This is a genomic window from Bradyrhizobium sp. SZCCHNS30572 (assembly GCF_032484415.1).
Lineage (GTDB): Bacteria > Pseudomonadota > Alphaproteobacteria > Rhizobiales > Xanthobacteraceae > Bradyrhizobium.
Genome location: NZ_JAUESY010000008.1, coordinates 501,286 through 524,316, shown reverse-complemented (window position 1 = coordinate 524,316; position 23,031 = coordinate 501,286). Strand labels below are relative to the sequence as shown.

Below are 23,031 nucleotides of genomic sequence, written 5' to 3'. Positions count from 1 at the left end.
GTCACCTCACAGGAGCTGACCTCAGATGAGGCCGAGAGGTGAAGCCATCAAACTACTGGGCGCGCTTCAACCGCTTGATCTCGGCGACCTGAAACTTGCCGCCGGCCAGCAGGCTGCTGCAATGCAGCCAGACCTTGTTGCGATCCCAGCCCAGGAACGCCTTGGTCTCCGCACAGTCCGCGTAGTGCTTGTACCTGAGGGTGTCGGAGCAGGTCGTATCGAAATGCGAAAATTCCTGACCGGACAAGCTGCATCCGACCCAAGGCGCATTGCCCGACTTGAAGCTGGTCTCGCAGCCGCCGTTGCAGCTGCTGGCGGCTCTCTCCAGCTTGGCGATCCTGGCTTCCACGGAGTCCGACGCAACTGACGGCGCGCGCGCCGTCGACGACGCCGTCGACCGCGTGCGGCGCGAGATCCCGGTGTCGGCCGTGGTCTTCGACCTCTGGAGCTTTGTCGCCTGCTTCGGTGCGTCGACCGTTACGCCCGGAAGCGAGGGGGCGGAGCCTGGTGTGATTTGCGATGCGGCAGGACCGCACAGCAGGACGGTTGCCAGCACGGCGGCAGCCGAGGACGCGACGACACTCGACGACAATCTCATGACAATATCCCTTCAGGGACGAACCTGCCGTCCCAATACATTGTGACCGCACTATATTACCTATCCGAAAATGGGAAACTTGGCTACTCAGCGCCGAAAAAATTCTGCGAATGATCGTCGTTTGCATCGCGATCGGGTGATGTGCCGGCGACGCATCCAGAGATTGCCGTGTCGCGATGGGAGGCGATTTCGGATCGGCAGAATGACGCGCAGGCTGGACCGCGGGCGGTTGGCCTGACGTCACCCGTCGGGAGGCGGAGCTATCAACGCAGTGCGGCAATAGGCTTCCACGCGGCATTGAAAGCAGGCCGCGTCCCGCGCGGCAGGCTGCAAGTTCCTTGTGGAGCAGCTTCGCTGGAAACTGCTAGAAGCGATCACGCACTCACAGGGGATGACGAGCTCAATGACAGCCAAGCGCGTGGTGTTCACCGGGGGAACAGGCAAGGCGGGCAGGCATGTACTGCCGCATCTGCAGAACAAGGGCTACGCGCTCCTCAACGTCGATCTCAAGCCGTTCGATCACCCCGGGATCAACACCCTGATCGCGGATCTGACGGACAGCGGCCAGGCCTTCAACGCGCTGACCACGCATCATGGCTTCGGCGGCTTCAACGCCGGCCGGCCGCCACGGGCGCCGGATGCGGTGGTGCATTTCGCCGCGATCCCGCGGGTGCTGATCGAGCCCGACAATGAGACCTTTCGCGTGAATACGATCAGCACCTACAACGTCATCGAGGCCGCGGCGAAGCTCGGCGTGCGCAAGATCATCATCGCCTCCAGCGAGACCACCTATGGCGTATGCTTCGCGGAGGGCGACAAGGACTTCAGGAGCTTTCCGCTCGAGGAGGACTACGACACCGACCCGATGGATTCCTACGGGTTGTCCAAGGTCGTGAACGAGAAGACCGCGCGCGCCTTTGCGATGCGCTATGGCATCGACATCTACTGCTTGCGCATCGGCAACGTCATCGAGCCGCATGAATACGACATGTTCCCGCGTTTCCTCGCCGACCCGCCGTCGCGCAAGCGCAATGCCTGGTCCTATATCGACGCTCGCGACCTCGGCGAGATCGTGCATCTGGCGATCCAGAAGGACGGGCTCGGCTTCCAGGTCTTCAACGCGGTCAACGACACCGTCACCGCAACGATGCCGACGCGCGAGCTGCTGCGCCGCTATTGTCCGAATGTGCCGGTGACCCGCGAGATGGGTGACGACGAGGCGCCGCTGTCGAACCGCAAGACGCGCGAGGTGCTCGGGTTCAAGGAAGCGCACAATTGGCGCAAATACGTGAAGGCGGGGTAGGGCAGCCGTAGGGCGGATGAGCGCAGCGTAATCCGCCATTCCGGCTGTTGTGCGCATAGCGGCTGTTCGCGCACGGGGCGGCCGATTACGCTGCGCTCATCCGCCCTACGGACCGGTGCCTTCCCTCACGCCATCCGCCGCCGGAGCGCGAGCATCGCCAGCGACAGCACGATCGTCCCGACGATGAACACGGCCGCCGCCGAGACGATCGCCGGGCTGATGTTCTCGCGGATGGTGGCGAACATCTGCCGCGCCAGGGTGCGCTGATTGGGACCGGCGACGAACAGCGTCAGCACCACCTCGTCCAGCGACGTCGCGAAAGCGAACAATGCGCCGGAGATGATGCCGGGCAGCGCGATGGGAAACGTCACCGAGCGTAGCACCACGGCGGGCGAGGCGCCGAGACTCGCGGCGGCCCGCTCGAGCTGGATATCGACGCCCTGCAAGGCCGAGGAGACGTTGACCAGCACGAACGGCACGGCGACGACGGTGTGCGCGATGATGACGCCGAGATAGGTGTTGGTGAGCCCGTAGCGCGAGAACATCAGCTGCATGCCGACGCCGAGCACCACCGCCGGCACGACCATCGGCAGCAGGAACACGGTGCGAAGCGTCGCGAACAGCAGCGAGGCGGGCTTGCCGCGCAGGCCGAGCGCGGCGAGCGTGCCGAGCAACGTTGCAAGGGCTGTGGTCCCCGCGCCGATCAGCAGGCTGTTGACGATCGAGAGCCGCCAGGAGTCGGCGGTGACCAGCTCGCGAAACCAGCGCGTCGAATAGCCGGGAATGGGATAGTTCAGGAACACGCTGTCGGTCAGCGATAGCGGCAGCACCGCGATCAACGGCCCGAGCAGGAACACGATGACGGCGATCGCGAACAGCAGCTTGACGAGCGGCAGCCATTTCATGCGCGCTGCTCCTCGGTCGAGGTCAGCCGGATGTAGAGGGCGTAGAGCAGGATCGTCATCGCGAGCAGGACGAGGCCGAGCGCGCCGGCCATGCCCCAGTTCGCGGCTCCCGTGGCGTAGTAGGCGATCACCGAGCTGATCATCTGATCGTTGGCGCCGCCGATCAGCGCCGGCGTGATGTAGTAGCCGAGCGCGGCCATGAACACGAGCAGGGCGCCGGAGACGACGCCGCGCATCGACAGCGGCAGCAGGACGTGGACGAAGGCGCGCAGCGGATGCGCGCCGAGCGAGGCCGCCGCCGGCATCAGATTGCGCGGGATCGCGATCAGCACGCTGAAGATCGGCAGCACCATGAACGGCAGCAGCACATGTGTCATGGCGATGACGACGCCGAGCCGGTTGAACATCAGCGGCACCGGCGCTGACGTCAGGCCGAGCCCCTTCAAGGTGGCGTTGATCAGGCCGTTGTCCTGCAGCACGACATACCAGGCCGCGGTGCGTACCAGGAGGGAGGTCCACAGCGGCAGCAGCACCGCGCCGAGCAGGATCTGCCGGCGCCAGCCGTCGACCGAGGCGGCCACCATCGCGAACGGCAGGCCGATGAGGATGCAGGCCAGCGTCACCAGCGCCGAGGTCACGAAGGTCCGGATCATGATCAGGCGGTTGGCCGAGGCGCCCTCCGGCATCGCAGCGATATTGCCGGCGGCGTTGCGCTCGAGGTCGACGGCGGCGAGCAGGTTCTTGTCGGTCCAGGGCGAGGCGACGGCCTCGGCGATGGTCGTCCAATAGGAGGTCTCGCTCCAGCGCGAGTCGATTGCTGCGAGGTCGACCGCGTCGGTGCCGTCGAGCGCGCGGCGGGTCTTGCCGAGCAGGCTGCGGAATCCGGACTGCGCGCTGTTGAGGCGGCGAACGAGATCGCCGAACTGCTCGTCATTGGTCAGCTTGCGGATGTCGTCGATGAACGCAGCCTGTGCGGTTGCAGGAGGCACGCTCGTGCGGTCCCAGCGCGCCAGCGCCTTGTGGGTGCGGGGCAGGGACTCGGTCGCAACTGGATCGGATACAGCCGACTTCATCATCGTCACCAGCGGCACGACGAAGAACGACAGCATGAACGCCAGAAGCGGCGCCAGCAGCAGAACTGCCGTCAACCGTTGGCGGAAGTCTGGTCGCATGATCCCACCACCCAGACATCCGACGCCGTGAACGACAGCACGACCTCGCTGCCGACCTCCGCGGCCTGACCGGCACGATCGCCCTTGATGATCAGCCGCTGCGCGCCGGCCGTGGCGACCAGACGCACGTGATCGCCGAAATACACCGCGTCCAGGATGCGCGCGGTCAGGCGGTTCGCGGTCGCCGCTGCATGATCGTTGATCCGGATGGCCTCGGGACGGATCGAAACCTGCACCTTGCCACCATCGATGCGGGCGGCGCCGGCATGCGCCGACAGCGTGAGGCCCGAGTCCGTCGTCAGCCGCATCACCTCGCCCGCGTGCTCGTCGAGCTTGCACGCCAGCAGGTTGGTCTCGCCGATGAACTCGGCGACGAATGGCGTGCGCGGCAGCTCGTAGATCTCGCGCGGTGTGCCGATCTGCTCGATCCTGCCGTGGTTGAACACGGCGATGCGGTCGGACATCGTCAGCGCCTCGTCCTGGTCGTGGGTGACGAAGACGATGGTGAGGCCGAGCCGGCGGTGCAGGTCGCGGATGTCGAGTTGCATCTGCTCGCGCAGCTTCTTGTCGAGCGCACCGAGCGGCTCGTCCATCAGCACCACCTGCGGCTCGAACACCAGGGCGCGGGCGAGTGCGACGCGCTGCTGCTGGCCGCCGGAGAGCTGCGCCGGTTTGCGCTCGGCCATGGCCGACAGCTTGACCATGTCGAGCACGCGGGCGACGCGCTGCGCGATCTCGGGCTTGGACGTGCCGCGCATCCTGAGCGGAAAGGCGATGTTGTCGCGCACGCTCATATGCGGGAACAGCGCGTAGTTCTGGAACACCACGCCCATGTTGCGCTTGTGCGGCGGCAGCCCGTCGACCCTGGCGCCGCCGACCTCGATCGTGCCGCTGGTCGGCTGCTCGAAGCCTGCGAGCATCATCAGGAGCGTGGTCTTGCCGGAGCCGGAGGGCCCGAGCAGGGCGACGAACTCACCGCGCGCGATATCGAGATCGAGATCGTCGACCACGGTCAGCGCAGCGAAGCGCTTGACCACATGCCGGAACGAGATGAAGGGGGTATCCATGACGGAGGCTTTCGGCGCGGACCTCGCCGGGACTCATGCACGAGGAGGGCAGGCGCGCGTCGCGACGACGATCATCGCGCGCCCGGTTTGCTGAAGCGGCGAGCCTCAGCGCGCGAGCCAGGCGTTGAAGCGCTTCGACAGCTCTTCAGAATTGTCGGTCCAGAAGCCGACGTCGAGCGCGATCGCCTGCTTCAGATTGTCCGGCGTGGTCGGCAGCTCAGCGGCGAATTTTTCCGGCACCAGCTTGGCGGCGGCGATGTTCGGCAGGCCATAGGCGATGTATTCCGGCAGCTTGGCCTGGTTCTCGGCCTGGCTCGCAAACGCGATGAAGTTCATCGCGGCGTCCTTGTTCGGCGAGCCCTTCAGCACCACCCAGCTATCGACAGCGTAGATGCTGCCCGGAAACACGAAGCCGAAATGCTTGCCCTCGGTGCGGTTGATGGCGCTGATGCGGCCGTTATAGACCGAGGTCATCGCGACCTGGCCGGATGACAGGAGCTGCAGCGGCTGCGCGCCGGCCTCCCACCACACGATGTCGGCCTTGAGCGCGTCGAGCTTCTTGAAGGCGCGCTCGACGCCCTCCTTGGTCTTCAGCACCTTGTAGACGTCGGTCGCCGGCACGCCGTCGGCCATCAGCGCGAATTCGAGCGTGTATTTGGCGCCCTTGCGCAGGCCGCGCTTGCCCGGAAACTTCGCCGTGTCCCAGAAGTCCGCCCAGGTCTTTGGCCCATCCTTGATCTTGTCGCCGTCATAGGACATGCCCGTCGACCACACGATGGCGCCGACGCCGCAATCGCTCACGCCGGCCGGGATGAAGCCTTTCTTGTCGCCGATCTTGCTCCAGTCGATCTTCTCATAGATGCCGTCGCTGCAGCCGAGCTCGAGCTCCTCGGCCTCGACCTGCACCGCATCCCAGTTCGGCACCCCGGCCTTCACCTTGGCCTGCAGCACGCCATAGCCGCCGTCCCAGCTCTCGTCGAGCACGGTGGCGCCGAGCTTGGCGGCGAACGGCTGGAAGTAGATCTTGCGCTGCGCGTCCTGATAGTTGCCGCCCCAAGACACCACCGTGAGATCGCGCGCCTGCGCCGCCGCGGCGACGCTCAGCATGGCTGCCGCCGCCACCAGCACCGTCTTCGAGACGGGGAGGGCCGCGCGTGGCGTCCCGTTCGACACCTTCACACCCGTGGGGCTGGTCCGCCGTGAAAACATGCTGGATGATCCGTCGCGCTTTGAAAGGTTCAAAAAAGCTATCGGCTGTTCCCAGCCGTGGCAAGCGCGAGTTTTGATCGTGAGATGATGCCATTTTGGCGCTAGGCGCCGCGCCGGCCGCGTTGCGGCAGGGCGTGTTGAGATCGTCCGCTGCCGGCGCATGGTCTGGTCCGGCGGGGGTCACGCCCCCGGGGACGTGTTTGGAGCGCTGCGGTCCTACAATCCGGCGCTGCAACCTTGATCGTCAGCGCAGGCAAGCGCCGGCACCGGTTCGCTCCCCGCCGAATTGTCGACGACGAGACCGAGCGCCGGTGTGCTCGTGGCCCGTGCACGGGTCGGAGCCGGCAGCCGCCGCGATGCACCGTGTGCGCCGATGCGTTCAAAACCCTCTGCCGTCTTCATCAGTCTGGCGGCGACAAGATGATTCAAAAAATCCATGTTGCAACTCCGTGTGGTCAAATGACCCGGCGGCCTGGTGCGGGACAGGCCGCCGGGTCGGCGCAACGTGCTGGAGTTGGCGTCCTCCATCTCGCTGCGCTGGTCTGTGATCCGTTTCACAGTTCTGTAGAATTGATCGTGAAACGGATCATCCGGGGAGCGTGATCGGGACGCCGACTGCCATTTGTCTCTACGAATCAAGAGACGATCGCGTTTCCGGGCGCTCGACATCACGCGCGTTCACATTCTTGTTTACTCCGCGGGTTGAGCCGCCACCGTGCCGTGGCCGCCATGCTGGGTGAGCGGCTTCATGCCGGTCAGCGTCCGCAGCAGCACGTAGAACACGGGCGTCAGGAACAGGCCGAACACGGTGACGCCGATCATGCCGGAGAACACCGCGACGCCCATCGCGCGCCGCATCTCCGAGCCGGCGCCGGTCGAGAGCACCAGCGGCAGCACGCCCATGATGAACGCCATCGACGTCATCAGGATCGGCCGCAGCCGCAGGCGGCTGGCCTCGATCGCAGCGCGCAGCGGCGTGCGCCCGGCAAATTCGAGCTCGCGCGCGAATTCGACGATCAAGATCGCGTTCTTGGCGGAGAGGCCGACGAGCACGATCAGGCCGATCTGGGTGAAGATGTTGTTGTCGCCCTTCGAGAGGTAGACACCGAACATCGCCGCCAGCAGCGCCATCGGCACGATCATCAGGATCGCCAGCGGCAGGGTCAGGCTCTCGTACAGCGCGGCCAGCACCAGGAACACCAGCAGGATCGCGAGCGGAAACACCCACAGGCCGGAGTTGCCGGCGATGAACTCCTGGTAGGTCAGGTCGGTCCATTCGAAGGCGAAGCCGGGCGGCAGCACCTCGGCCGCGACCCGCTCGGCCGCCGCCTGCGCCTGGCCGGAGGAGAAGCCGGGCGCCGCTGCCGCGTTGATATCCGACGACAGGAAGCCGTTGTAGCGGATGGCGCGTTCGGGACCTGCGCTCTGTCGCACGTTGAGCAGCGCCGACAGCGGCACCATGTCGCCGGAGGCGGAGCGCACCTTGAGCTGGCGGATATCGTCGGCACGGGCGCGGAACGGCGCGTCGGCCTGCACGCGCACCGAATAGGTGCGGCCGAACTTGTTGAAGTCGTTCACGTAGTAGGAGCCGAGGTAGATCTGCAGGGTGTTGAACACCTCCGTCACGGGGACGCCGAGCTGCAACGCCTTGGTGCGGTCGATGTCGGCGAACAGTTGCGGGACGTTGACCTGGAAGCTCGAGAACACGCCGGCGATCTCCGGCGACTTCTGCAGGCCGGCCATGAACGCCTTGGTGACGTCGTTCAGAGCCTCGTAGCCGAGGCCGGCGCGGTCCTCGATCTGCAGCTTGAAGCCGCCGATGGTGCCCAAGCCGTTGACCGGTGGCGGCGGGAACATCGCGATGAAGGCGTCCTGGATGCCCGCATATTTCTTGTTGAGCTCCATCGCCAGCGCGCCGCCGGACAGCGATGGATCCTTACGCTCGTCGAACGGCTTCAAGGTCGAGAACACGATGCCGGCATTGGAGGAGTTGGTGAAGCCGGAGATCGACAGGCCGGGGAAGGCGACCGAGCTCTCGATCCCGGGCTGCGTCAGCGCGATGTCGCTCATCTTGCGGATCACCTCCTCGGAGCGGTCGAGCGTGGCGCCGTCCGGCAGCCGCGCGAAGCCGACCAGATACTGCTTGTCCTGGCCCGGCACGAAGCCGCCCGGCACCTGCTTGAACAGCACGGCGGTGGCGCCGACCAGCAGGACATAGAGGATCATCACCGCGGCCTTGCCGGTGATCACCTTGGACACGCTGCCGCTGTAATTGTTGGAGGCGCGGACGAAGGCGCGGTTGAAGCCGCGGAAGAACCAGCCGAGACTCTGGTCGAGGATGCGGGTGAGGCGATCCTTCGGCTCGTGGTGGCCCTTGAGCAGCAGCGCCGACAGGGCCGGCGACAAGGTCAGCGAGTTCACCGCCGAGATCACGGTGGAGATCGCGATCGTCAGCGCGAACTGCTTGTAGAACTGGCCCGTGAGGCCGGAGATGAAGGCGAGCGGCACGAACACGGCGACCAGCACCAGCGCGATCGCGATGATCGGCCCCGACACCTCGCGCATCGCCTGGTAGGTGGCGTCACGCGGCGACAGCCCGCTCTCGATGTTGCGCTCGACATTCTCGACCACGACGATGGCGTCGTCGACGACGATGCCGATCGCGAGCACCAGGCCGAACAGGCTGAGCGCGTTGATCGAGAAGCCGAACAGATGCATCACGGCGAAGGTGCCGACGATGGAGACGGGCACCGCCAGCAGCGGGATGATCGAGGCGCGCCAGGTCTGCAGGAACAGGATCACCACGATCACGACCAGCACGATCGCCTCGAACAGCGTGTGCACGACGGCCTCGATCGAGGAGCGCACGAACTGGGTCGGGTCGTAGACGATGTGATACTCGACGCCCTCCGGCATCGTCTTCGCGATCTCCGCCATGGTGGCGCGGACGTTGTCGGAGATCTGCAGCGCGTTGGAGCCCGGCGCCTGGAAGATCGGAATCGCCACCGCCTGCTTGTTGTCGAGCAGCGAGCGCAGGCCGTATTCGGAGGCGCCGAGCTCGATGCGGGCGACGTCGCGCAGCCGCGTGATCTCGCCGTGAGCGCCGGTCTTCACCACGATGTCGGCGAACTGGTCCTCGTTCGACAGCCGGCCCTCGGCATTGACCGAGAGCTGCAGGTCCAGCCCCTTCACGCTCGGCGAGGCGCCGACCACGCCGGCAGCGGCCTCGACGTTCTGCGCCTGGATCGCCTTGACGATGTCGCTAGCGGAGAGACCGTGCTCGGCCGCCTTCTGCGGATCGACCCAGACCCGCATCGAATAGTCGCCGGCGCCGAACAGCTGGACGTCGCCGACGCCGTCGATGCGCGCCAGCCGGTCCTTGACGTTGAGCACCGCGTAGTTGCGCAAATAGGTGGTGTCATAGCGGCCGTTGGGCGAGATCAGATGCACGACCATGGTGAGGTCGGGCGAGCTCTTCTTGGTGATCACCCCGAGCTGGCGCACCACGGCGGGCAGCCGCGGCTCGGCCTGCTGCACCCGGTTCTGCACCAGCTGCGTGGCCTTGTCCGGATCGGTGCCGAGCTTGAAGGTGACCGTGAGCGTCATCGCGCCGTCGGTGGTCGCCTGGCTGCTCATATAGAGCATGTTCTCGACGCCGTTGATCTGCTCCTCGATCGGCGTCGCCACCGTCTCGGCGATCACCTTCGGATTGGCGCCGGGATAGGTCGCACGCACCACCACGGAGGGCGGCACGACGTCGGGGTATTCGGAGATCGGCATGGAGAACAGCGCGATCAAGCCGCCGAGGAAGATCAGCGTCGACAGCACGCCTGCGAAGATCGGCCGATCGATGAAGAATTTGGAGAGGTTCATGGGAGGCCCCGTGGTCGGGAGAGGTCGGTCGTCGTTATCTGACTTGGTCTAAGGGCTGGCGCGGTGCCCACCCTCCCCTGGAGGGGGAGGGTCGGCTCGCATGAGCGCAGCGACATGCGAGACGGGGTGGGGTGGCGGCCCCTCCGCGCGTGCGGTGCTCGACTGAGACGAACCCGCGACGCACGGATGGCTGAGGAGGTGCGAGCAGGTTTTCACCAACTGAGACCGTCACCCCACCCCGCCGCGCGCTGTGCGCGCGTCGACCCTCCCCCTCCAGGGGAGGGTGGGCATCGCGTGTGTGGTGACCGCCATTGTCGATCATGATCAGCGCTGCGCCAGTCGCTTGTTGTCAGTGGCCGCCCCATCGCGTGCGCCCATCGCGGCCACCTGCGTCTTCAACAACGCACCTGGCCGCACCCGCTGGAGGCCATTGACCACCACGCGCTCGCCGGGCTTGAGGCCGGCGGAGATGATGCGCAGGCCGTCGACGCTGCCGCCGAGGCTGACCGGGCGATAGACAGCGCGCTCGTCGTCGCCGACCACCATCACGAATTTTTTGTCCTGGTCGGTGCCGATGGCGCGCTCGTCGAGCAGCACCAGCGATTGCTGCTGCGGCTGGCCCATGCGCACGCGCGCGAACTGGCCGGGGATCAGCCGGCCGTCCTCGTTCTTGAACACGGCGCGGACGCGGATCGTGCCGCTCTGCCCGTTGACCTGATTGTCGATCAACTGGATATGGCCGGATGCCGTGATGCCGCCCGAGGTCGTCATCTCGACCGGGATGCGGTCGAGATTGCCGCGTTTGCCCGAGCCGTCGGCAATCGCCGACAATGCGCGCAACACCAGCTCTTCGGTGGCGTCGAAGCTCGCATAGATCGGGTTGACGGACACCAGCGAGGTCAGCACCGGCGAGGCCGACCCGGCGGCGACGAGGTTGCCGACCGTGACCTCGATCCGGCCGACCCGGCCGTCGACCGGCGCGCGCACCTGCGTGTAGTCGAGATTGAGCTTGGCTGTCTGCAAGGTCGCTTCGGCGGCCTTGACGTTGGCGATGGCTTCGCGATTGCCGTTGTCGCGCTGGTCGTAATCGCGCTTGGTCACGATGGAATTGCCGACCAGCTGCGCGCCGCGCTCCAGTTCGTTGGCGGCGAAGGCGGCGCGGGCGCGCGCCGCTTCCAGTTGCGCCTGCGCCCGGTCGACCTCGGCGGCGTAGGGCGCCGGGTCGATCTTGAACAGGACGTCGCCAGCCTTGACCAGCGAGCCCTCGGTGAAATTGGTGCCGAGAATGGCACCGGCCACCCGCGGCCGGATCTCGACCCGCTCGACGGCTTCAAGCCGGCCGGAGAACTCGTCCCACAGGCTCGCCTGGCGCGGCTCGACGACGGCAACCGTAACGGGGACGGCCTGTTCGGGGGCCGCAGCGCGGGCCGCATTCGGCGCGGAACTGAAGTGGAAATATTGGGAGCCGGCGTAGGAGCCGGCGGCAATCACCAAGCCGGCGGCGGCGACGGTGCTCAGCCACCGCTTCAGGCGGCCGGAAGAACGAATTTCGGACGAAGGCATTGGCGCGCTCCAGATTTGTAGTGCTCGCTACAAATGTGGCGCTGGCAACCCGTTCGCAAGAGACTTATGTAACGGATACTACGAAAATAGTAGCCCGACTTTCGGCGGACTGCGCCAGATCAAAGAAATCGCGTTCAAGAACAACTAGATAAGAATCAGACGGGGCGGAGACGGAACAGGAGTTTTGCAGATGGGCATCGGACGGCCCCGGACTTTCGATCGCGACACCGCGCTGGACCAGGCGATGGAGGTGTTTTGGCGCCATGGCTATGAGGGCGCCACCATCGCCCAGCTCACCGATGCCATGGGCATCAACCCGCCCAGCCTCTATGCCGCGTTCGGCAGCAAGGAGGCCCTGCTCAGGGCCGCGCTCGACCGCTACACGGCGCGACGGGAGGCCTGGATGGACGAGGTGCTGAGCGCGCCGACCGCCCACGAGGTCACCGCGCGGATGCTGATGGGCGTCGCCGAGAAACAGACCGATCCCTCCAATCCGCCCGGCTGCCTGCTGGTGCAGGGCGGTCTCGCCTGCGGCTCCGGCTCTTCCAACGTGCCGTTCGAGCTCGCGGCCCGCCGCGCACAGACCGAGGAGCAGCTCCGGCACCGTTTCGAGCGCGCCAAGCGCGAAGGCGATCTGGCTGAAGCCGCCGACCCCGCTGCGCTCGCGCGCTATGTTTCCGCCGTGATCACCGGCATGAGCGTGATGGCGTCGTCAGGCGCCGACCGCGAGGCATTATCCCAGGTCGCCGTCGTCGCGATCAAGGCGATCGAGGATCAGTCGGTGAGGGCGCCGGCGGCGGCGAACTGATCGACATCATGCGCTGAGCGGCGGGTGCTCTGCCGTCGCAAAGTCTTGTGCTCGTGGGCGCAATGCGATCCCCTGCGGCCGCCTCATTGTCATCGCGCGAACCAAGAGCAATTCCTCCATGCGTGTCTTCTCCGCCGCCCTTGCCACCGAGACCAACACTTTTGCGCCGATGCCGACGGGGCTCGCGACCTTCCACGAGCGCGCATATTTCCCGGCCGGAACGCATCCGGACAAGATGCAGATGCATGGCGGGCCACTATGGGCGGCGCGGCAGGTCGGGCCATCGAAAGGTTGGACCTTGATCGAGGGGCTGGTCGCCGCAGCGGTGCCGAACGGGCTGGTCACCCGCGCGGCGTTCGAAACCCTGCGCGACCAGATCCTCGCCGACCTCGAAGCCGCGCTGCCGGTCGACATGGCGTTGATCGGCCTGCACGGCGCGATGATCGCCGACGGCTATGATGATTGCGAGGGCGAGCTGCTCGCGCTGATACGCGAGATCGTCGGACCCGATGTGGTCATCGGCGCGACGCTCGACCCCCACGTTCACATGAGCGAGCTGATGGTCAGAAGCGCCGATCTTCTGATCTGCTGGAAGGAATATCCGCACACCGACATTCTCGAGCGGGCCCAGGATCTGGTGAAACATTGCACCGAGCTCGCCGAGAAGCGGCTCAAGCTGCGCTCGGCGTTGGTCGACACCGACATGATCGTGACCCTGCACACCACGCGCGAGCCGGTGCGCAGCTTCGTCGACCGCGTCACCGCGCTGGAAGGCAAGGACGGCATCGTCTCGGTCTCGATCGTTCACGGCTTCGGCTGGGGCGACACGCCGTCCATGGGCACCAAGGTGCTGGTCTATAGCGATGCCGCCGTCGATCCCGATGGCGCCAAGGCGCAGGCGCTGGCGCGCAAGCTCGCGGACGAGCTGATCGGCATGCGCGAGGCGGTGACCGAACGCATGCCCGGCGTCGATGCTGCGCTCGACCAGGCCTTGGCGAAGGACGGCACCATCGTGCTCGGCGATGCCAGCGACAATCCCGGCGGCGGTGCGCCCGGCGATTCCACGTTCATCCTGCGCCGGCTGCTCGACCGCAACATCGGCAATGCCTGCCTCGGTCCGCTCTGGGATCCGATCGCGGTGCGCATCGCCTTCGATGCCGGCGTCGGCGCCAAGCTGCCGCTGCGGATCGGCGGCAAGATCGGGCCGCTGTCGGGTGATCCCGTCGATGCGACCTGGGAGATCAAGGCGCTGAAGGAGAATATGGTGATGACGGGCCTTGCCGGCACGCCCGCCAAGCTCGGCGATTGCGCGTTGATCGGGAGCAATGGCGTCGAGGTCGTGATCACGACGTTCCGCTGCCAGGCGTTCGGCACCGACTTCTTCACGCAGCTCGGCTGTGATCCTGCCACGCGCAAGCTCGTCGTGGTGAAATCCGCCCAGCATTTCCGTGCGGCATTTGCGCCGATCGCGGCCGACATCATCATGGTCGATGCGCCCGGCGTGGTCGCGCGCGACGTCACGACGTTGCCCTACAAGAAGATCAAGCGTCCGAAATGGCCGCTCGATGAGTTGCCGCAACCATCGCGAGCATGATGTCCCAGAATGCGACGATCATCGCACCGCCATTAACGTTCGGAACGCGGCTGGAACGAACCGCGTCCGAATCGCTTGCGAAGCACGGTTTGAAATCTGTTCACGGCTAGATGTCGTAGCTCTCGGAGATGGCGCGCAACATGCAGCGCCGGCGATTCTGATCGTGCGGCTCGGCTTTCGTCAGAAGGTTAAAGGCGCAGAGGCGCGCCGGCGTTGTTGGAGAGAACGCGACGCCCCCACATGCGGGGGCGGGCCCGCTCACGTCGTCGACGTTCCGAACCGTCGCATCCACGCCGCCCTCAGACCGATCGGTGTTGGCGAGAACGGGCCCGGCGGTGCGCGCGTGATCAGGGCGACCAGCAGGAGCGCGGCGATCGCGAGCCAGAAGCACAGCCAGAACGCATCGAGATAAGCGAGCACGTTGGCCTCGCGCTGCACCTGCGCGGCCAAGGTCCCGACGGCGCGGGCTTTGGCCTGGCCGCCGCCATGCGCGGCGAAATAGCCGGTCAGTCGTTGCAGCGCGCGCGCGACGTCGAGATCGCCGCTCTGGATGTTGAGGCCGAGATAGGCCGAATGCACCTGCTCGCGCACCCGCAGCCACGTTCCCATCAGGGCGACGCCGATTTCGGCGCCGCCGAGCCGCATCACCTGGATATAGGCCGCAAAGGACGTCGCCCGCGCCGGATCGGAATTCGACAGCGCGAGGATGATGATCGGAAGCAAGGTCAGGGCCTGTCCGATCGACTGCAGCACGACGATGACGATGAAATCCTCGCGCGCCCAGGCATGGGTGATCTGGGTGCCGAGCAGATTGGCCGCCGCGAAGGCACTGAGACCGAGCACGACGACGATGCGAGGATCGAGATGGCGAAGCAGGACGATCGACAGCGGCACCAGCACGACCATCGGCAGCGCGCCGTAGAACAACAGCAGCGAGCCGCTCTGCTCCGGCCGCAACTGCGTGATGGTGACGAGGAAGTTCGGCACCAGCGACGCATTCGAGAGGCTGGTCAGCGTGTAGAGCAGGATCACGACCAGCGACAGCCCGATGTTGCGCGAGAACAGCACGTTGAAATGCGCCCATGGCTGCGGGGCGAGCGCCTCGTTGACGAGGAATAGGACGAACAGCGCGGCGCCGCCGCACAGCAGCGCCATCACCGTGCCTGATTGCAGCCAGTCGAGTCGGTTGCCCTGGTCGAGACCGGCATAGATCATCGCCACGGCGCTGCCGAGCAGCAGCATCCCGCCCCAGTCGGCGTTCTCGAGCAGCGCGCGGTTGACGGGCTCGGCCGGGGTGCCGAGATAGACCATCAGCGCCATCAGCGGCGCCAGCACGACGCCCTGCCAGTACAGCCACTGCCAGCCGAGATGCTCGACATAGAAGCCGACCAGCGAGGTCGAGGTATCCAGCGCGAAGCCGACCCGGATCGCATAGATCGAGATCGCCGGCAGCCACCAGCGGATCGGCAGGTTGCGGAAGATGATCATGAGCGTGGCCGGCACGAAGGTGCCGAGCAGCATGCCGTGCAGGATCGCGAGCGCGATCAAGGTCGGATAGTCGCGCACGAACGGAATGATCAGGGACAGCACCGCATAGATCAGGCTGGGAATACCCAGCACACGGCGTAGACCGAACACGGTCGCGAGCCACGCAACGGCCGGCGCGATCACGATCTGCGAGCCGATCGCCGCGGTGGACAGCCAGGCGCCCTCGTCAAAACCGAGCGAGAACGCGCCGCGCAGATCGGGCAGGCCGACCGAGGTCAGCCGGCTGTCGAAATTCGCCAGGAACGAGCCGAGCAGGACGGCGCCGACGGCAAACAGCGGATGCGCCGCCTGGCCGCCGCGCGACAGCGGTCCGCGATCGGTCTCACTTGGCGCCATCGGCCTGGCCGGTGGTGCGGATGTGGGTCACGACCGACATGCCCGGCAGCAGCCGCGCGAGCAGCGGCTGGTCGCCGTCGAGGGCGATGCGGACCGGAATGCGCTGCACGACCTTGGTGAAGTTGCCGGTGGCATTGTCGGGCGGCAGCAGCGCGAATTGCGAGCCGGAGGCCGGCGCGATCCGCTCGACGCGGCCATGCAGCCTCTGGCCCGGGAACGAATCCACGGTGATCTCGACCGGCTGGCCGGGCGCGACATGGGTGAGCTGCGTTTCCTTGTAGTTGGCGATGATGAAGACATGCGGCAGCGGCACCACCGCGATCAGGCTGCTGCCGATATTGACGTAGTCGCCGACCTGCACCTGGCGCTGTCCGACGACGCCGTCGAATGGCGCGGTGATCCTGGTGTAGCCGAGCTTGAGCCGCGCGGCGGCGAGCGCGGCCTTGGCGCCGGCGAGATCGGCGCCGCGCTGCTTCTTGGTGCCGGTGAGCACCTCGAGCTGATGACGCTGCGCGGCGATCACCGCGCGGCTCGCGCGCACGTCGGCCTGCGCCTTGGCATAGGCGGCGGTGGCTTGTTCCAGCCGCTGCTTGGTACCCGCTTCGCTCTGCGACAGCGACTGCTGGCGCTCTTCCTCCTGCCTGGCCTGCACCTCGGCCGCGCCGGCCGAGACCTGCTGCGCCTCGGCCTGGGCGATGGTCGCGTATTGCAGCTCGACCTGGTTGCTGAGGTTGTCGAGCGCCGCCTGCGCCGCTTCGACATTGGCCTCGGCCTGCGACACCTGTGCCTCGTAGTCGGCCGGATCGATCTGGACCAGCAGGTCGCCGGCCTTGACCTGCTGGAAATCGCTGACCGCAACCTTCGTCACCTCGCCGGCCACGCGGCTCGAGAGCTGCGTCAGGTCGGCGCGCACATAGGCATCGTTGGTCGATTGGGTCGTTGCGTTGCCGGTCCAGGCGTTCCAGCGCGTGGTCGCGAGCGCCACGAAGGCGAGCGCTGCGATCACCGCAAGCAGCGGAATGCCGAGACGCGCCCAGAGCCCGGGCGCCGCGGCGGGCGGCGTCGATGCAGCGCGCGCCGCCGCGTCGACGTTGCTCGGTGTTTCACTCAAGGGACGCCTCCTGCATCGGCCGACGCTGATCAGTCCGACGACTCGTATCCCATTCTGCGCCGCGTGCCACCTGGACTCTGGGTCGTGAGCCATGCGTCGCGGGGCATGGACATCTGCGCGCCGAACGGAACCCGCGGGCGATCGGACCGTGATGAACCAGCTAACAGGCCAGCAGGTTGAGCACAGGCACGGCCCGCGATCGCCGCGCCGGGATCGCGCCAACGACATCGGCGCCGGATTCGCTGCCGCGACCAGCCCGCGCCTGATGTCCCAGAATGCGACGTCGCGCGCGCTCACGTTAACGTTCAGAACGTGACTTGAACGAACCGCGTCCGAATCAGCGGCGCAGCCCGGTACGAGGTCTGTTCACGGCTAGATGTCGTGCTGCCATCGCGTGACAGCAGCTATTCGGCGTCACTTGACCGCAATTTGGACGACCGGCTGGGTGCGAGCGCGTTAAGAGCACGGAGCGGCCTGCCGCCAAGCGGTTGTCGGTGACGCCGGCCGGCGCGCGCTGCCCGGTTGCAGCGGTCGCCTCGCTGGGTCACATTTCGCATCCGCGACTTGGGTCCAGCCGTTTGCTGATCAGAAGGCTTTCATGCATGGGTCACAACGGAGCGATCCTGGTTGCCGGCGGCGCCGGCTACATCGGGGCTCATTGCTGCAAGGCTGTCGCCGGGGCCGGCTACGTGCCGATCTGCTACGACAATCTGTCCACCGGCCATCGCCGCTTCGTGCGATGGGGACCGCTCGTGGTCGGCGACATCGCCGACAGCGCCAGAGTGGCTGACACCATCCGCGCCCACGCGGTCGGCGCGGTGATGCACCTGGCCGGGCCGAGCACGATCGGTGAATCCGTCGCCGATCCGCACAAATATTATCTGAACAACGTCGTCGGCACATTGGGCCTGCTGCAGGGCATGCGCGAGGCCGGCTGCGCGCGGCTGGTGTTCTCCTCGACCGGCGCGGTCTATGGCGACGCCGGGCGGGATCCGATTCCCGAGAGCGCCGCGGGATCGGCCCTGAATCCATACGGCCGCTCGAAATACATGATCGAGCAGATCCTGGCGGACTATCAGGCAGCCTACGGCCTGTCGGCCATCGTGCTGCGCTACTTCAACGCCGGCGGCGCCGACGCGTCAGGCCTGATCGGTGAGTTGCGCGATCCCGAGACGCACCTGATCCCGCGCGCGCTGATGGCGATCCTCGGCCACGTGCCGGACTTTGCGATCTTCGGCACCGACTATGACACACCCGACGGGACCGCCGTGCGCGATTACGTTCACGTCGACGATCTCGCGGCAGCCCACATCGCGGCGATGGAGCGTCTGCTGCAGACTGGTTCGGGTGGCACCTACAATCTCGGGACCGGCCGCGGCCATTCGGTGCGCGAGATCGTCGATGCAATCGGCAGGGAGACCGGCGAGCGGGTCCCGCTGGTGGTGCGCGCGCGCCGCGCCGGCGATCCACCGGTCCTGGTCGCAGATCCCCATCTTGCCCAGCAGGAGCTCGGCTTCGCGGCGCATCGGTCCGATCTCGGCACGATCATCCGCTCGGCCTGGACCTGGCACCAGACCGCGCACCCCCGGATCGCATGAGGCCGATGCCGCGTGCCGGGGGCTCGTCGGGGAAGCTGTTACGCCGCGGCCGGCGGCGTGTGGGCGAACTCGTCCACGAAGCTCATCTCCGCGCGCTCGTCGTCGACCGACCAGCAGCCGATCTCGGAAGCGCCCCGGAAGAAGTGGACACTGTGGACCGGTGAGCGGAAGTCGTCGCCGCGAATGATCCGGAGCAGGGTCTGCGCCACGCGGCGGTGATCGCCGGGGAGCCTGAGGTCGAAGAATGCGTCGCCATAGCCCGGCAGGATGGTGCCGGCCGAATCGCGAACTTCCATGCGCAACTGTGCCATGCTCGCATTCAACGACAGCAACGGTTTCCGCCCGGTAAATGCCGCCGTGCCTGCGCAGGTGGTCTCACCATGGAGCGCGTAGCGCGCTGGTCGCCATCAGCGAAGCGTGGACGAGGTGCTCTGACAAGAGGCGCCGTTCGAGCAAGCGGCCAGCCTTGTCAGCAGCGGATCGCATCGGCCGCGGTGGCCGTTGGGATGATCGCGCAAGGGATCACCGGGCCTTCTCCAGCACCGGGCGCTCTGTGGTGACGAGGGCTGCCGGGACAACCGCTTCATTGCGGGGGAGGATCGGCAGTTCGAACAGGACACGCGTGCCAGTCGGCTGGTTGGCGCTCAGGGTGAGACGGCCGCGAAGCTGCTGGACCATCCCCTTGATCATCCGGAACCCCAGGCTCGTGCGCGGTTGATCGATGTCGAAACCATCGGGCAGACCGACGCCCTGATCGGACACGCTGAGCTGCAGGCAACCGTCGATGTCGCGGGCGGAGATGTCGATCGGTCCGTCCTGGCCAGGATAGGCATGTTTCACGGCGTTGCTGACCAACTCATTGAGCAGGAGACCGAGAGGCACGGCGTGATCGGCCGACAGCCGCATCGGATGGGCATCGCAGTTCAGGATATGCGCTCCCGCGACGCGTTGCAGCCTCTTGCAGAAGTCTATGAGGAAGACGTCGACGTCGATGAAGCCGATCTGTGATGCCCGCGAGAGATGATCATGAACCTGGGCAATGGCTGCTACGCGCGATCCGGCCTCGCCGAGGGCAAGCTTGGCCTCAACGGAATCCGTCCCGAATGCCTGCACCCGGAGCATGGCCACGACGGAAGACAGGCTGTTCTTGACGCGGTGACCCATTTCGCGCGTCAGCATGGCTTGATGGTCCAAGGCGTCCCGGAGCCGCGTCTCCTCATGCAGGCGCTCGATTGCAATCCCGACGATGTCGGCGAATTCGGTGAGGAAGGCAGCGTCCGCCTCGTCGAAGCGGCGGGGGGCCGGACTGTCGACCTGGAGCACGCCGAAATAGCCGCCGCCTCGTCCGCCGCGTTCGATCCGGACGCTGATCGACGTCTTGATGCCGCGGTCTACTGGAAGCCCCGGTATCTCGAAGCGACCATCCGGGGGGGCGCGACCGGTGATGATGGCTTGACCCGTCTGGAAGGCGCGTCCGGCAGGCGAGGTACTGTCCACGACGAACGATGATTGTTCGACCGAGCTCGGCCATCCGTACCCCGCGCGGACCAGCTGTCTCTTTCCGTCCGCCACGAATTCCATCACCATCGCGAACGGTGCATTGAGGCCCTTGGCACCGAGCGCGGCGGCGCGCTGAAGAGCGACGTGGATGTCGCGGGTCTGCAATGCAGCACGACTGAATTCGGCGAGCGCAGATTGTTGGATGAGCCTGTAGCTGCGCATGTCATTCCGGACGCCCGCGCGCTCGAGAAGGATCGGAAAAGCGGTATCTTGGCTCTGATGTCCCAACACGCGGATTCTCCAAAACAGAACGCACCCCGACTACAAATTCCCCGCGGCTCTCTTCCTTACGATTTGATATTGTAGGGCTATTGTGTTGCCGTTCACCGGCCGGAGTCTGAGCAAAAGCGGACATGGTCCAGTTTGCCGCAGCGCAATTCGTCGCGAGCCGGATCGAGGCGAAAGGCGCCCCGGCTCGCGTCGAGGGGGCGCTTGGCAGTTGCACCTGACGCTTGCCGTGCCCGCGCGCTCGTCCAGAGGACCTTCCACGGAGAGCGGGCACCGGCGCCGCGGCGCGACGCGCGCTCTTGCAGCCCGTCAGAGGGTGGGCGGCACCATCCTCACGGAAACCGCCATATGCGCGATCGGCCAGCCTTGAGCCGGGCGGCAGGCCGGGTTGGCGCGCCGGCCAGATCCGCTCATTCGGCGGCCATTCTTTTGGGCCGCTCGGTGGTGTGGCCCACCGACAGCGAGCCGTGGGGCGTGTGACAGATGGATCCCGTCGAAGGGGTGTGTCCTGTCCGAATCCGTCAACGACCTCAATTTCATCCGTGAATGCCTGCGTCTGGCGGCGGATTTCACGCAACTTGCGCGCGATGCCGTCGATCCGGACCTGCAGGCGCATTGTCTGCGGATGGCCGCCTTCTGGACCGATCGGGCCGCCGGAAATCCCGGCGCGGAATCGGACGATCCGAGTCAGTGAAATCGCCGGATGCGCGATGAGCGAGCAGGGCCGTTGTTGCGGCGCGGCGGGGGAGCCTTGCGTGCGGGAGCTCGTGAGCAATTTTGCTCAGACTTGCCGGTCGAGAGCGCCCAAGAAACGGGGGCGACGGCGCGGACAGCCGCCTCTGCGCCGTGGCCTCCGTCCCTCATCGTGGCTTGTCAGTTTTGGAATGATCAAGGCGCAAACCGATCGCGATCTGCGGAGTAATCAGTTGCTCGATGCCCTGGCGCCGGACAGCCGCGGCCGGATCGAGCCGCACCTCGAGCCCGTTGATTTCAAGCTCGGCGCCGTGGTCTGCGAGGCGGGCGGCCATCTCCGGCATGCCTATTTCCCGAGAGGATCGGTGTTGTCGCTGTTGACCGTGCTGGAGAACCGCGACGCCATCGAGACGGCCAATATCGGTCGCGAGGGCGCCTTCGGCCTCTTCGCCGCCATGTACAGCCGGGCCTCCTTCAACCGTTGCATCGTTCAACTCGAAGGGCATACCGTCCGGTGTCCGATCGAGCTGCTGCAGCACGAGTTCGATTCCAGCGAACATGTGCGCAATCTTCTCGTCAGCTACTCGGAGACGCTGCTGTCCCAGGTTCAGCAGACGGTGGCCTGCAATGCGATGCATTCGACGGAAGAGCGCATCTGCCGATGGCTGCTGATGATGCACGACCGGGCCGAAGGGGCGGTGCTTCCGTATACGCACGAGTTCCTGTCGCAGATTCTCGGGGCCAATCGCAAGTCGGTGACGCTTGCCGCGCAATCCATGCAGGCGGCCGGCCTGATCAGCTATCGTCGCGGCACCATCCAGGTGCTCAACCGGCCCGGCCTCGAGAAAGCCTCGTGCGAATGCTACGCCATCGTCAAGCAGCGGTTCGATGCGTTTCTCCAGCCGCCTACGACGGCGGTGCGCAGTCAGCTGCAGTGATATGATGGTGGCAATGATGTGATGGTGGCGTGGATCGAGCCGAGCAGGGCGGCCCCAGCTCGATCTCGCGATGCCCGGTCACAAGCTCTTCAGCGGACCTTTGCCTCCGACCGACTTGTCGCCTGCGATATGCGGCTGATCGTGCAGGACGACGTTCAGCAGGGAGCTGTTGATCTCGAGGTGGCCGTTGTAGTCGATGAAGCCCAGCTTGCGGAACTTGTTCATGAAGTGACTGACGCGCGAGCGGGTGGTGCCGATCATGTCGGCCAGCATCTCCTGGCTGACCTTCGCGATGACCCGCTGCGGCTTGCCGTCATTGCCGAAATTGGCCAGCAGCAGTAGCGCCCGCGCAAGGCGCTTTTCGCTCGAATTGAACAGCTGATCGATGAGATCGGCCTCGACGCGGATCGTGCGGGCGAGAATGTGCGAAACGAAGATCTCGGAGAACGCCGGCTGCTCACGCAGGGCGCTCAGCGCGGCCGATTTGGTGATCCGCAGGATTTCGCTGTCCGTGATGGCCGACGCCGCCGACAGCCGATGAGACTGGCCGGCCAGGCAGCCTTCGCCGAAAAGTCGTCCTGCCCGAGCAGCGCGATGACCGCCTCCTTGCCCTGCTCGGAATGGACGACGATCTTGACCGTGCCGGTGATGATATAGAACAGCACATCGGCGGGGCCGCCCTGGGAAAAGATCTGCTGGTCCTTTCGGTATTTCCCGATCGTCCGGCCTGGGCCTTCGGTCTTGAGGAACACCGCCGGATCGAAAGCCTGCTTCCTTGGCGGCGGCTTTGCGGCCGTCTGCGGCTTTACGATGGGTCGCTTCGCCATGTGTTCTCCCGGGTGAAACGCGAGTGCTGGATACTTCGAAGCCGGATCTCGGCATCACGGTTGGGCAGGCGCTAACACAGCATAGCGCCTTTCGCGGACG

General features: G+C 66.0%; 19 protein-coding genes and 1 pseudogene. 6 read left to right on the top strand and 14 right to left on the bottom strand.

Going from position 1 to position 23,031, the window contains the following annotated elements; genetic code table 11:
* Positions 1-52: 52 nt before the first annotated feature.
* Positions 53-247 (bottom strand): hypothetical protein, encoded by a 195-nt coding sequence (locus QX048_RS24940; RefSeq protein ID WP_315716598.1) that lies wholly within the window; start codon positions 245-247, stop codon positions 53-55.
* Between the two features lie 31 nt (positions 248-278).
* Here QX048_RS24940 and QX048_RS24935 point away from each other — a divergent pair, with 31 nt between their 5' ends.
* Together QX048_RS24935 and QX048_RS24930 are read left to right on the top strand one after the other, a co-directional pair.
* Complete coding sequence (locus tag QX048_RS24935; RefSeq protein ID WP_315825431.1) at positions 279-644, top strand: hypothetical protein; 366 nt, start codon at positions 279-281, stop codon at positions 642-644.
* Positions 645-1,001: 357 nt separating this feature from the next.
* Positions 1,002-1,901, top strand: a complete 900-nt coding sequence (locus QX048_RS24930; protein ID WP_315716601.1) for an NAD(P)-dependent oxidoreductase — start codon at positions 1,002-1,004, stop codon at positions 1,899-1,901.
* Between the two features lie 125 nt (positions 1,902-2,026).
* Here the strand turns inward: QX048_RS24930 and QX048_RS24925 are convergent, their stop codons facing one another.
* The 7 genes from QX048_RS24925 to QX048_RS24895 all read right to left on the bottom strand — a co-directional run bounded on the left by QX048_RS24925 (position 2,027) and on the right by QX048_RS24895 (position 11,690).
* On the bottom strand, positions 2,027-2,806 hold the full coding sequence (locus tag QX048_RS24925; protein ID WP_315716602.1) for an ABC transporter permease: 780 nt from the start codon (positions 2,804-2,806) through the stop codon (positions 2,027-2,029).
* A complete protein-coding gene (locus QX048_RS24920; protein ID WP_315825476.1) occupies positions 2,803-3,915 on the bottom strand; it encodes an ABC transporter permease in 1,113 nt (370 codons plus the stop codon). The genes QX048_RS24925 and QX048_RS24920 overlap by 4 nt, the downstream gene beginning before the upstream one ends.
* A 35-nt stretch (positions 3,916-3,950) precedes the next feature.
* Positions 3,951-5,045 carry an ABC transporter ATP-binding protein gene (locus tag QX048_RS24915; protein WP_315825430.1) on the bottom strand — a complete coding sequence of 365 codons (1,095 nt, stop codon included), beginning with the start codon at positions 5,043-5,045 and terminating at the stop codon, positions 3,951-3,953.
* 105 nt (positions 5,046-5,150) lie between these two features.
* Positions 5,151-6,152 carry an ABC transporter substrate-binding protein gene (locus QX048_RS24910; protein ID WP_315716713.1) on the bottom strand — a complete coding sequence of 334 codons (1,002 nt, stop codon included), beginning with the start codon at positions 6,150-6,152 and terminating at the stop codon, positions 5,151-5,153.
* Positions 6,153-6,470: 318 nt separating this feature from the next.
* On the bottom strand, positions 6,471-6,692 hold the full coding sequence (locus tag QX048_RS24905; RefSeq protein ID WP_315825429.1) for a hypothetical protein: 222 nt from the start codon (positions 6,690-6,692) through the stop codon (positions 6,471-6,473).
* Positions 6,693-6,944: 252 nt separating this feature from the next.
* A complete protein-coding gene (locus tag QX048_RS24900; RefSeq protein ID WP_315825428.1) occupies positions 6,945-10,127 on the bottom strand; it encodes a multidrug efflux RND transporter permease subunit in 3,183 nt (1,060 codons plus the stop codon).
* A 324-nt stretch (positions 10,128-10,451) separates the two neighbouring features.
* On the bottom strand, positions 10,452-11,690 hold the full coding sequence (locus QX048_RS24895; protein ID WP_315753346.1) for an efflux RND transporter periplasmic adaptor subunit: 1,239 nt from the start codon (positions 11,688-11,690) through the stop codon (positions 10,452-10,454).
* Positions 11,691-11,880: 190 nt separating this feature from the next.
* Here QX048_RS24895 and QX048_RS24890 point away from each other — a divergent pair, with 190 nt between their 5' ends.
* Together QX048_RS24890 and QX048_RS24885 are read left to right on the top strand one after the other, a co-directional pair.
* Entirely contained in the window at positions 11,881-12,498 is a 618-nt protein-coding gene (locus QX048_RS24890; RefSeq protein ID WP_315716607.1) for a TetR/AcrR family transcriptional regulator, read from the top strand.
* A gap of 118 nt (positions 12,499-12,616) precedes the next feature.
* Entirely contained in the window at positions 12,617-14,092 is a 1,476-nt protein-coding gene (locus tag QX048_RS24885) for a M81 family metallopeptidase (protein ID WP_315825427.1), read from the top strand.
* Between the two features lie 258 nt (positions 14,093-14,350).
* Here QX048_RS24885 and QX048_RS24880 read toward each other — a convergent pair whose 3' ends face one another.
* Both QX048_RS24880 and QX048_RS24875 read right to left on the bottom strand, forming a co-directional pair.
* On the bottom strand, positions 14,351-15,976 hold the full coding sequence (locus QX048_RS24880; protein ID WP_315825426.1) for an MFS transporter: 1,626 nt from the start codon (positions 15,974-15,976) through the stop codon (positions 14,351-14,353).
* Positions 15,963-17,087, bottom strand: coding sequence for an HlyD family secretion protein (locus QX048_RS24875; protein ID WP_315825425.1), 1,125 nt, complete (start codon positions 17,085-17,087; stop codon positions 15,963-15,965). Before QX048_RS24875 ends, QX048_RS24880 begins: the two co-directional genes overlap by 14 nt.
* A gap of 602 nt (positions 17,088-17,689) precedes the next feature.
* On the opposite strand from QX048_RS24875, the gene galE reads away from it, so the two are divergent.
* A complete protein-coding gene (gene galE, locus QX048_RS24870) occupies positions 17,690-18,685 on the top strand; it encodes a UDP-glucose 4-epimerase GalE (RefSeq protein WP_315825424.1) in 996 nt (331 codons plus the stop codon).
* Positions 18,686-18,723: 38 nt separating this feature from the next.
* Here galE and QX048_RS24865 read toward each other — a convergent pair whose 3' ends face one another.
* The 3 genes from QX048_RS24865 to QX048_RS24855 form a co-directional block, all read right to left on the bottom strand.
* Positions 18,724-18,996: a hypothetical protein gene (locus QX048_RS24865; RefSeq protein WP_315753358.1), complete on the bottom strand. Its 273-nt coding sequence runs from the start codon at positions 18,994-18,996 to the stop codon at positions 18,724-18,726.
* 211 nt (positions 18,997-19,207) lie between these two features.
* Positions 19,208-20,476, bottom strand: a complete 1,269-nt coding sequence (locus QX048_RS24860) for a sensor histidine kinase (protein ID WP_315753360.1) — start codon at positions 20,474-20,476, stop codon at positions 19,208-19,210.
* An 857-nt stretch (positions 20,477-21,333) separates the two neighbouring features.
* Positions 21,334-21,510: a hypothetical protein gene (locus QX048_RS24855; protein WP_315825423.1), complete on the bottom strand. Its 177-nt coding sequence runs from the start codon at positions 21,508-21,510 to the stop codon at positions 21,334-21,336.
* Positions 21,511-21,549: 39 nt separating this feature from the next.
* On the opposite strand from QX048_RS24855, the gene QX048_RS24850 reads away from it, so the two are divergent.
* A complete protein-coding gene (locus QX048_RS24850) occupies positions 21,550-22,104 on the top strand; it encodes a Crp/Fnr family transcriptional regulator (protein ID WP_315825475.1) in 555 nt (184 codons plus the stop codon).
* A gap of 78 nt (positions 22,105-22,182) precedes the next feature.
* Here the strand turns inward: QX048_RS24850 and QX048_RS24845 are convergent.
* Positions 22,183-22,931, bottom strand: a pseudogene (locus tag QX048_RS24845) (Crp/Fnr family transcriptional regulator).
* Positions 22,932-23,031 lie beyond the last annotated feature (100 nt).

What these genes read in the sequence shown, in the direction of transcription:
- QX048_RS24930 (WP_315716601.1), top strand. Translation starts at nt 1,002, where the DNA reads ATGACAGCCAAGCGCGTGGTGTTCACCGGGGGAACAGGCAAGGCGGGC.
- QX048_RS24925 (WP_315716602.1), bottom strand. Translation starts at nt 2,806, where the DNA reads ATGAAATGGCTGCCGCTCGTCAAGCTGCTGTTCGCGATCGCCGTCATC.
- QX048_RS24920 (WP_315825476.1), bottom strand. Translation starts at nt 3,915, where the DNA reads ATGCTGTCGTTCTTCGTCGTGCCGCTGGTGACGATGATGAAGTCGGCT.
- QX048_RS24915 (WP_315825430.1), bottom strand. Translation starts at nt 5,045, where the DNA reads ATGGATACCCCCTTCATCTCGTTCCGGCATGTGGTCAAGCGCTTCGCT.
- QX048_RS24910 (WP_315716713.1), bottom strand. Translation starts at nt 6,152, where the DNA reads ATGCTGAGCGTCGCCGCGGCGGCGCAGGCGCGCGATCTCACGGTGGTG.
- QX048_RS24905 (WP_315825429.1), bottom strand. Translation starts at nt 6,692, where the DNA reads ATGGATTTTTTGAATCATCTTGTCGCCGCCAGACTGATGAAGACGGCA.
- QX048_RS24900 (WP_315825428.1), bottom strand. Translation starts at nt 10,127, where the DNA reads ATGAACCTCTCCAAATTCTTCATCGATCGGCCGATCTTCGCAGGCGTG.
- QX048_RS24895 (WP_315753346.1), bottom strand. Translation starts at nt 11,690, where the DNA reads ATGCCTTCGTCCGAAATTCGTTCTTCCGGCCGCCTGAAGCGGTGGCTG.
- QX048_RS24890 (WP_315716607.1), top strand. Translation starts at nt 11,881, where the DNA reads ATGGGCATCGGACGGCCCCGGACTTTCGATCGCGACACCGCGCTGGAC.
- QX048_RS24885 (WP_315825427.1), top strand. Translation starts at nt 12,617, where the DNA reads ATGCGTGTCTTCTCCGCCGCCCTTGCCACCGAGACCAACACTTTTGCG.
- QX048_RS24880 (WP_315825426.1), bottom strand. Translation starts at nt 15,976, where the DNA reads ATGGCGCCAAGTGAGACCGATCGCGGACCGCTGTCGCGCGGCGGCCAG.
- galE (WP_315825424.1), top strand. Translation starts at nt 17,690, where the DNA reads ATGGGTCACAACGGAGCGATCCTGGTTGCCGGCGGCGCCGGCTACATC.
- QX048_RS24865 (WP_315753358.1), bottom strand. Translation starts at nt 18,996, where the DNA reads ATGGCACAGTTGCGCATGGAAGTTCGCGATTCGGCCGGCACCATCCTG.
- QX048_RS24855 (WP_315825423.1), bottom strand. Translation starts at nt 21,510, where the DNA reads ATGCCGGAGATGGCCGCCCGCCTCGCAGACCACGGCGCCGAGCTTGAA.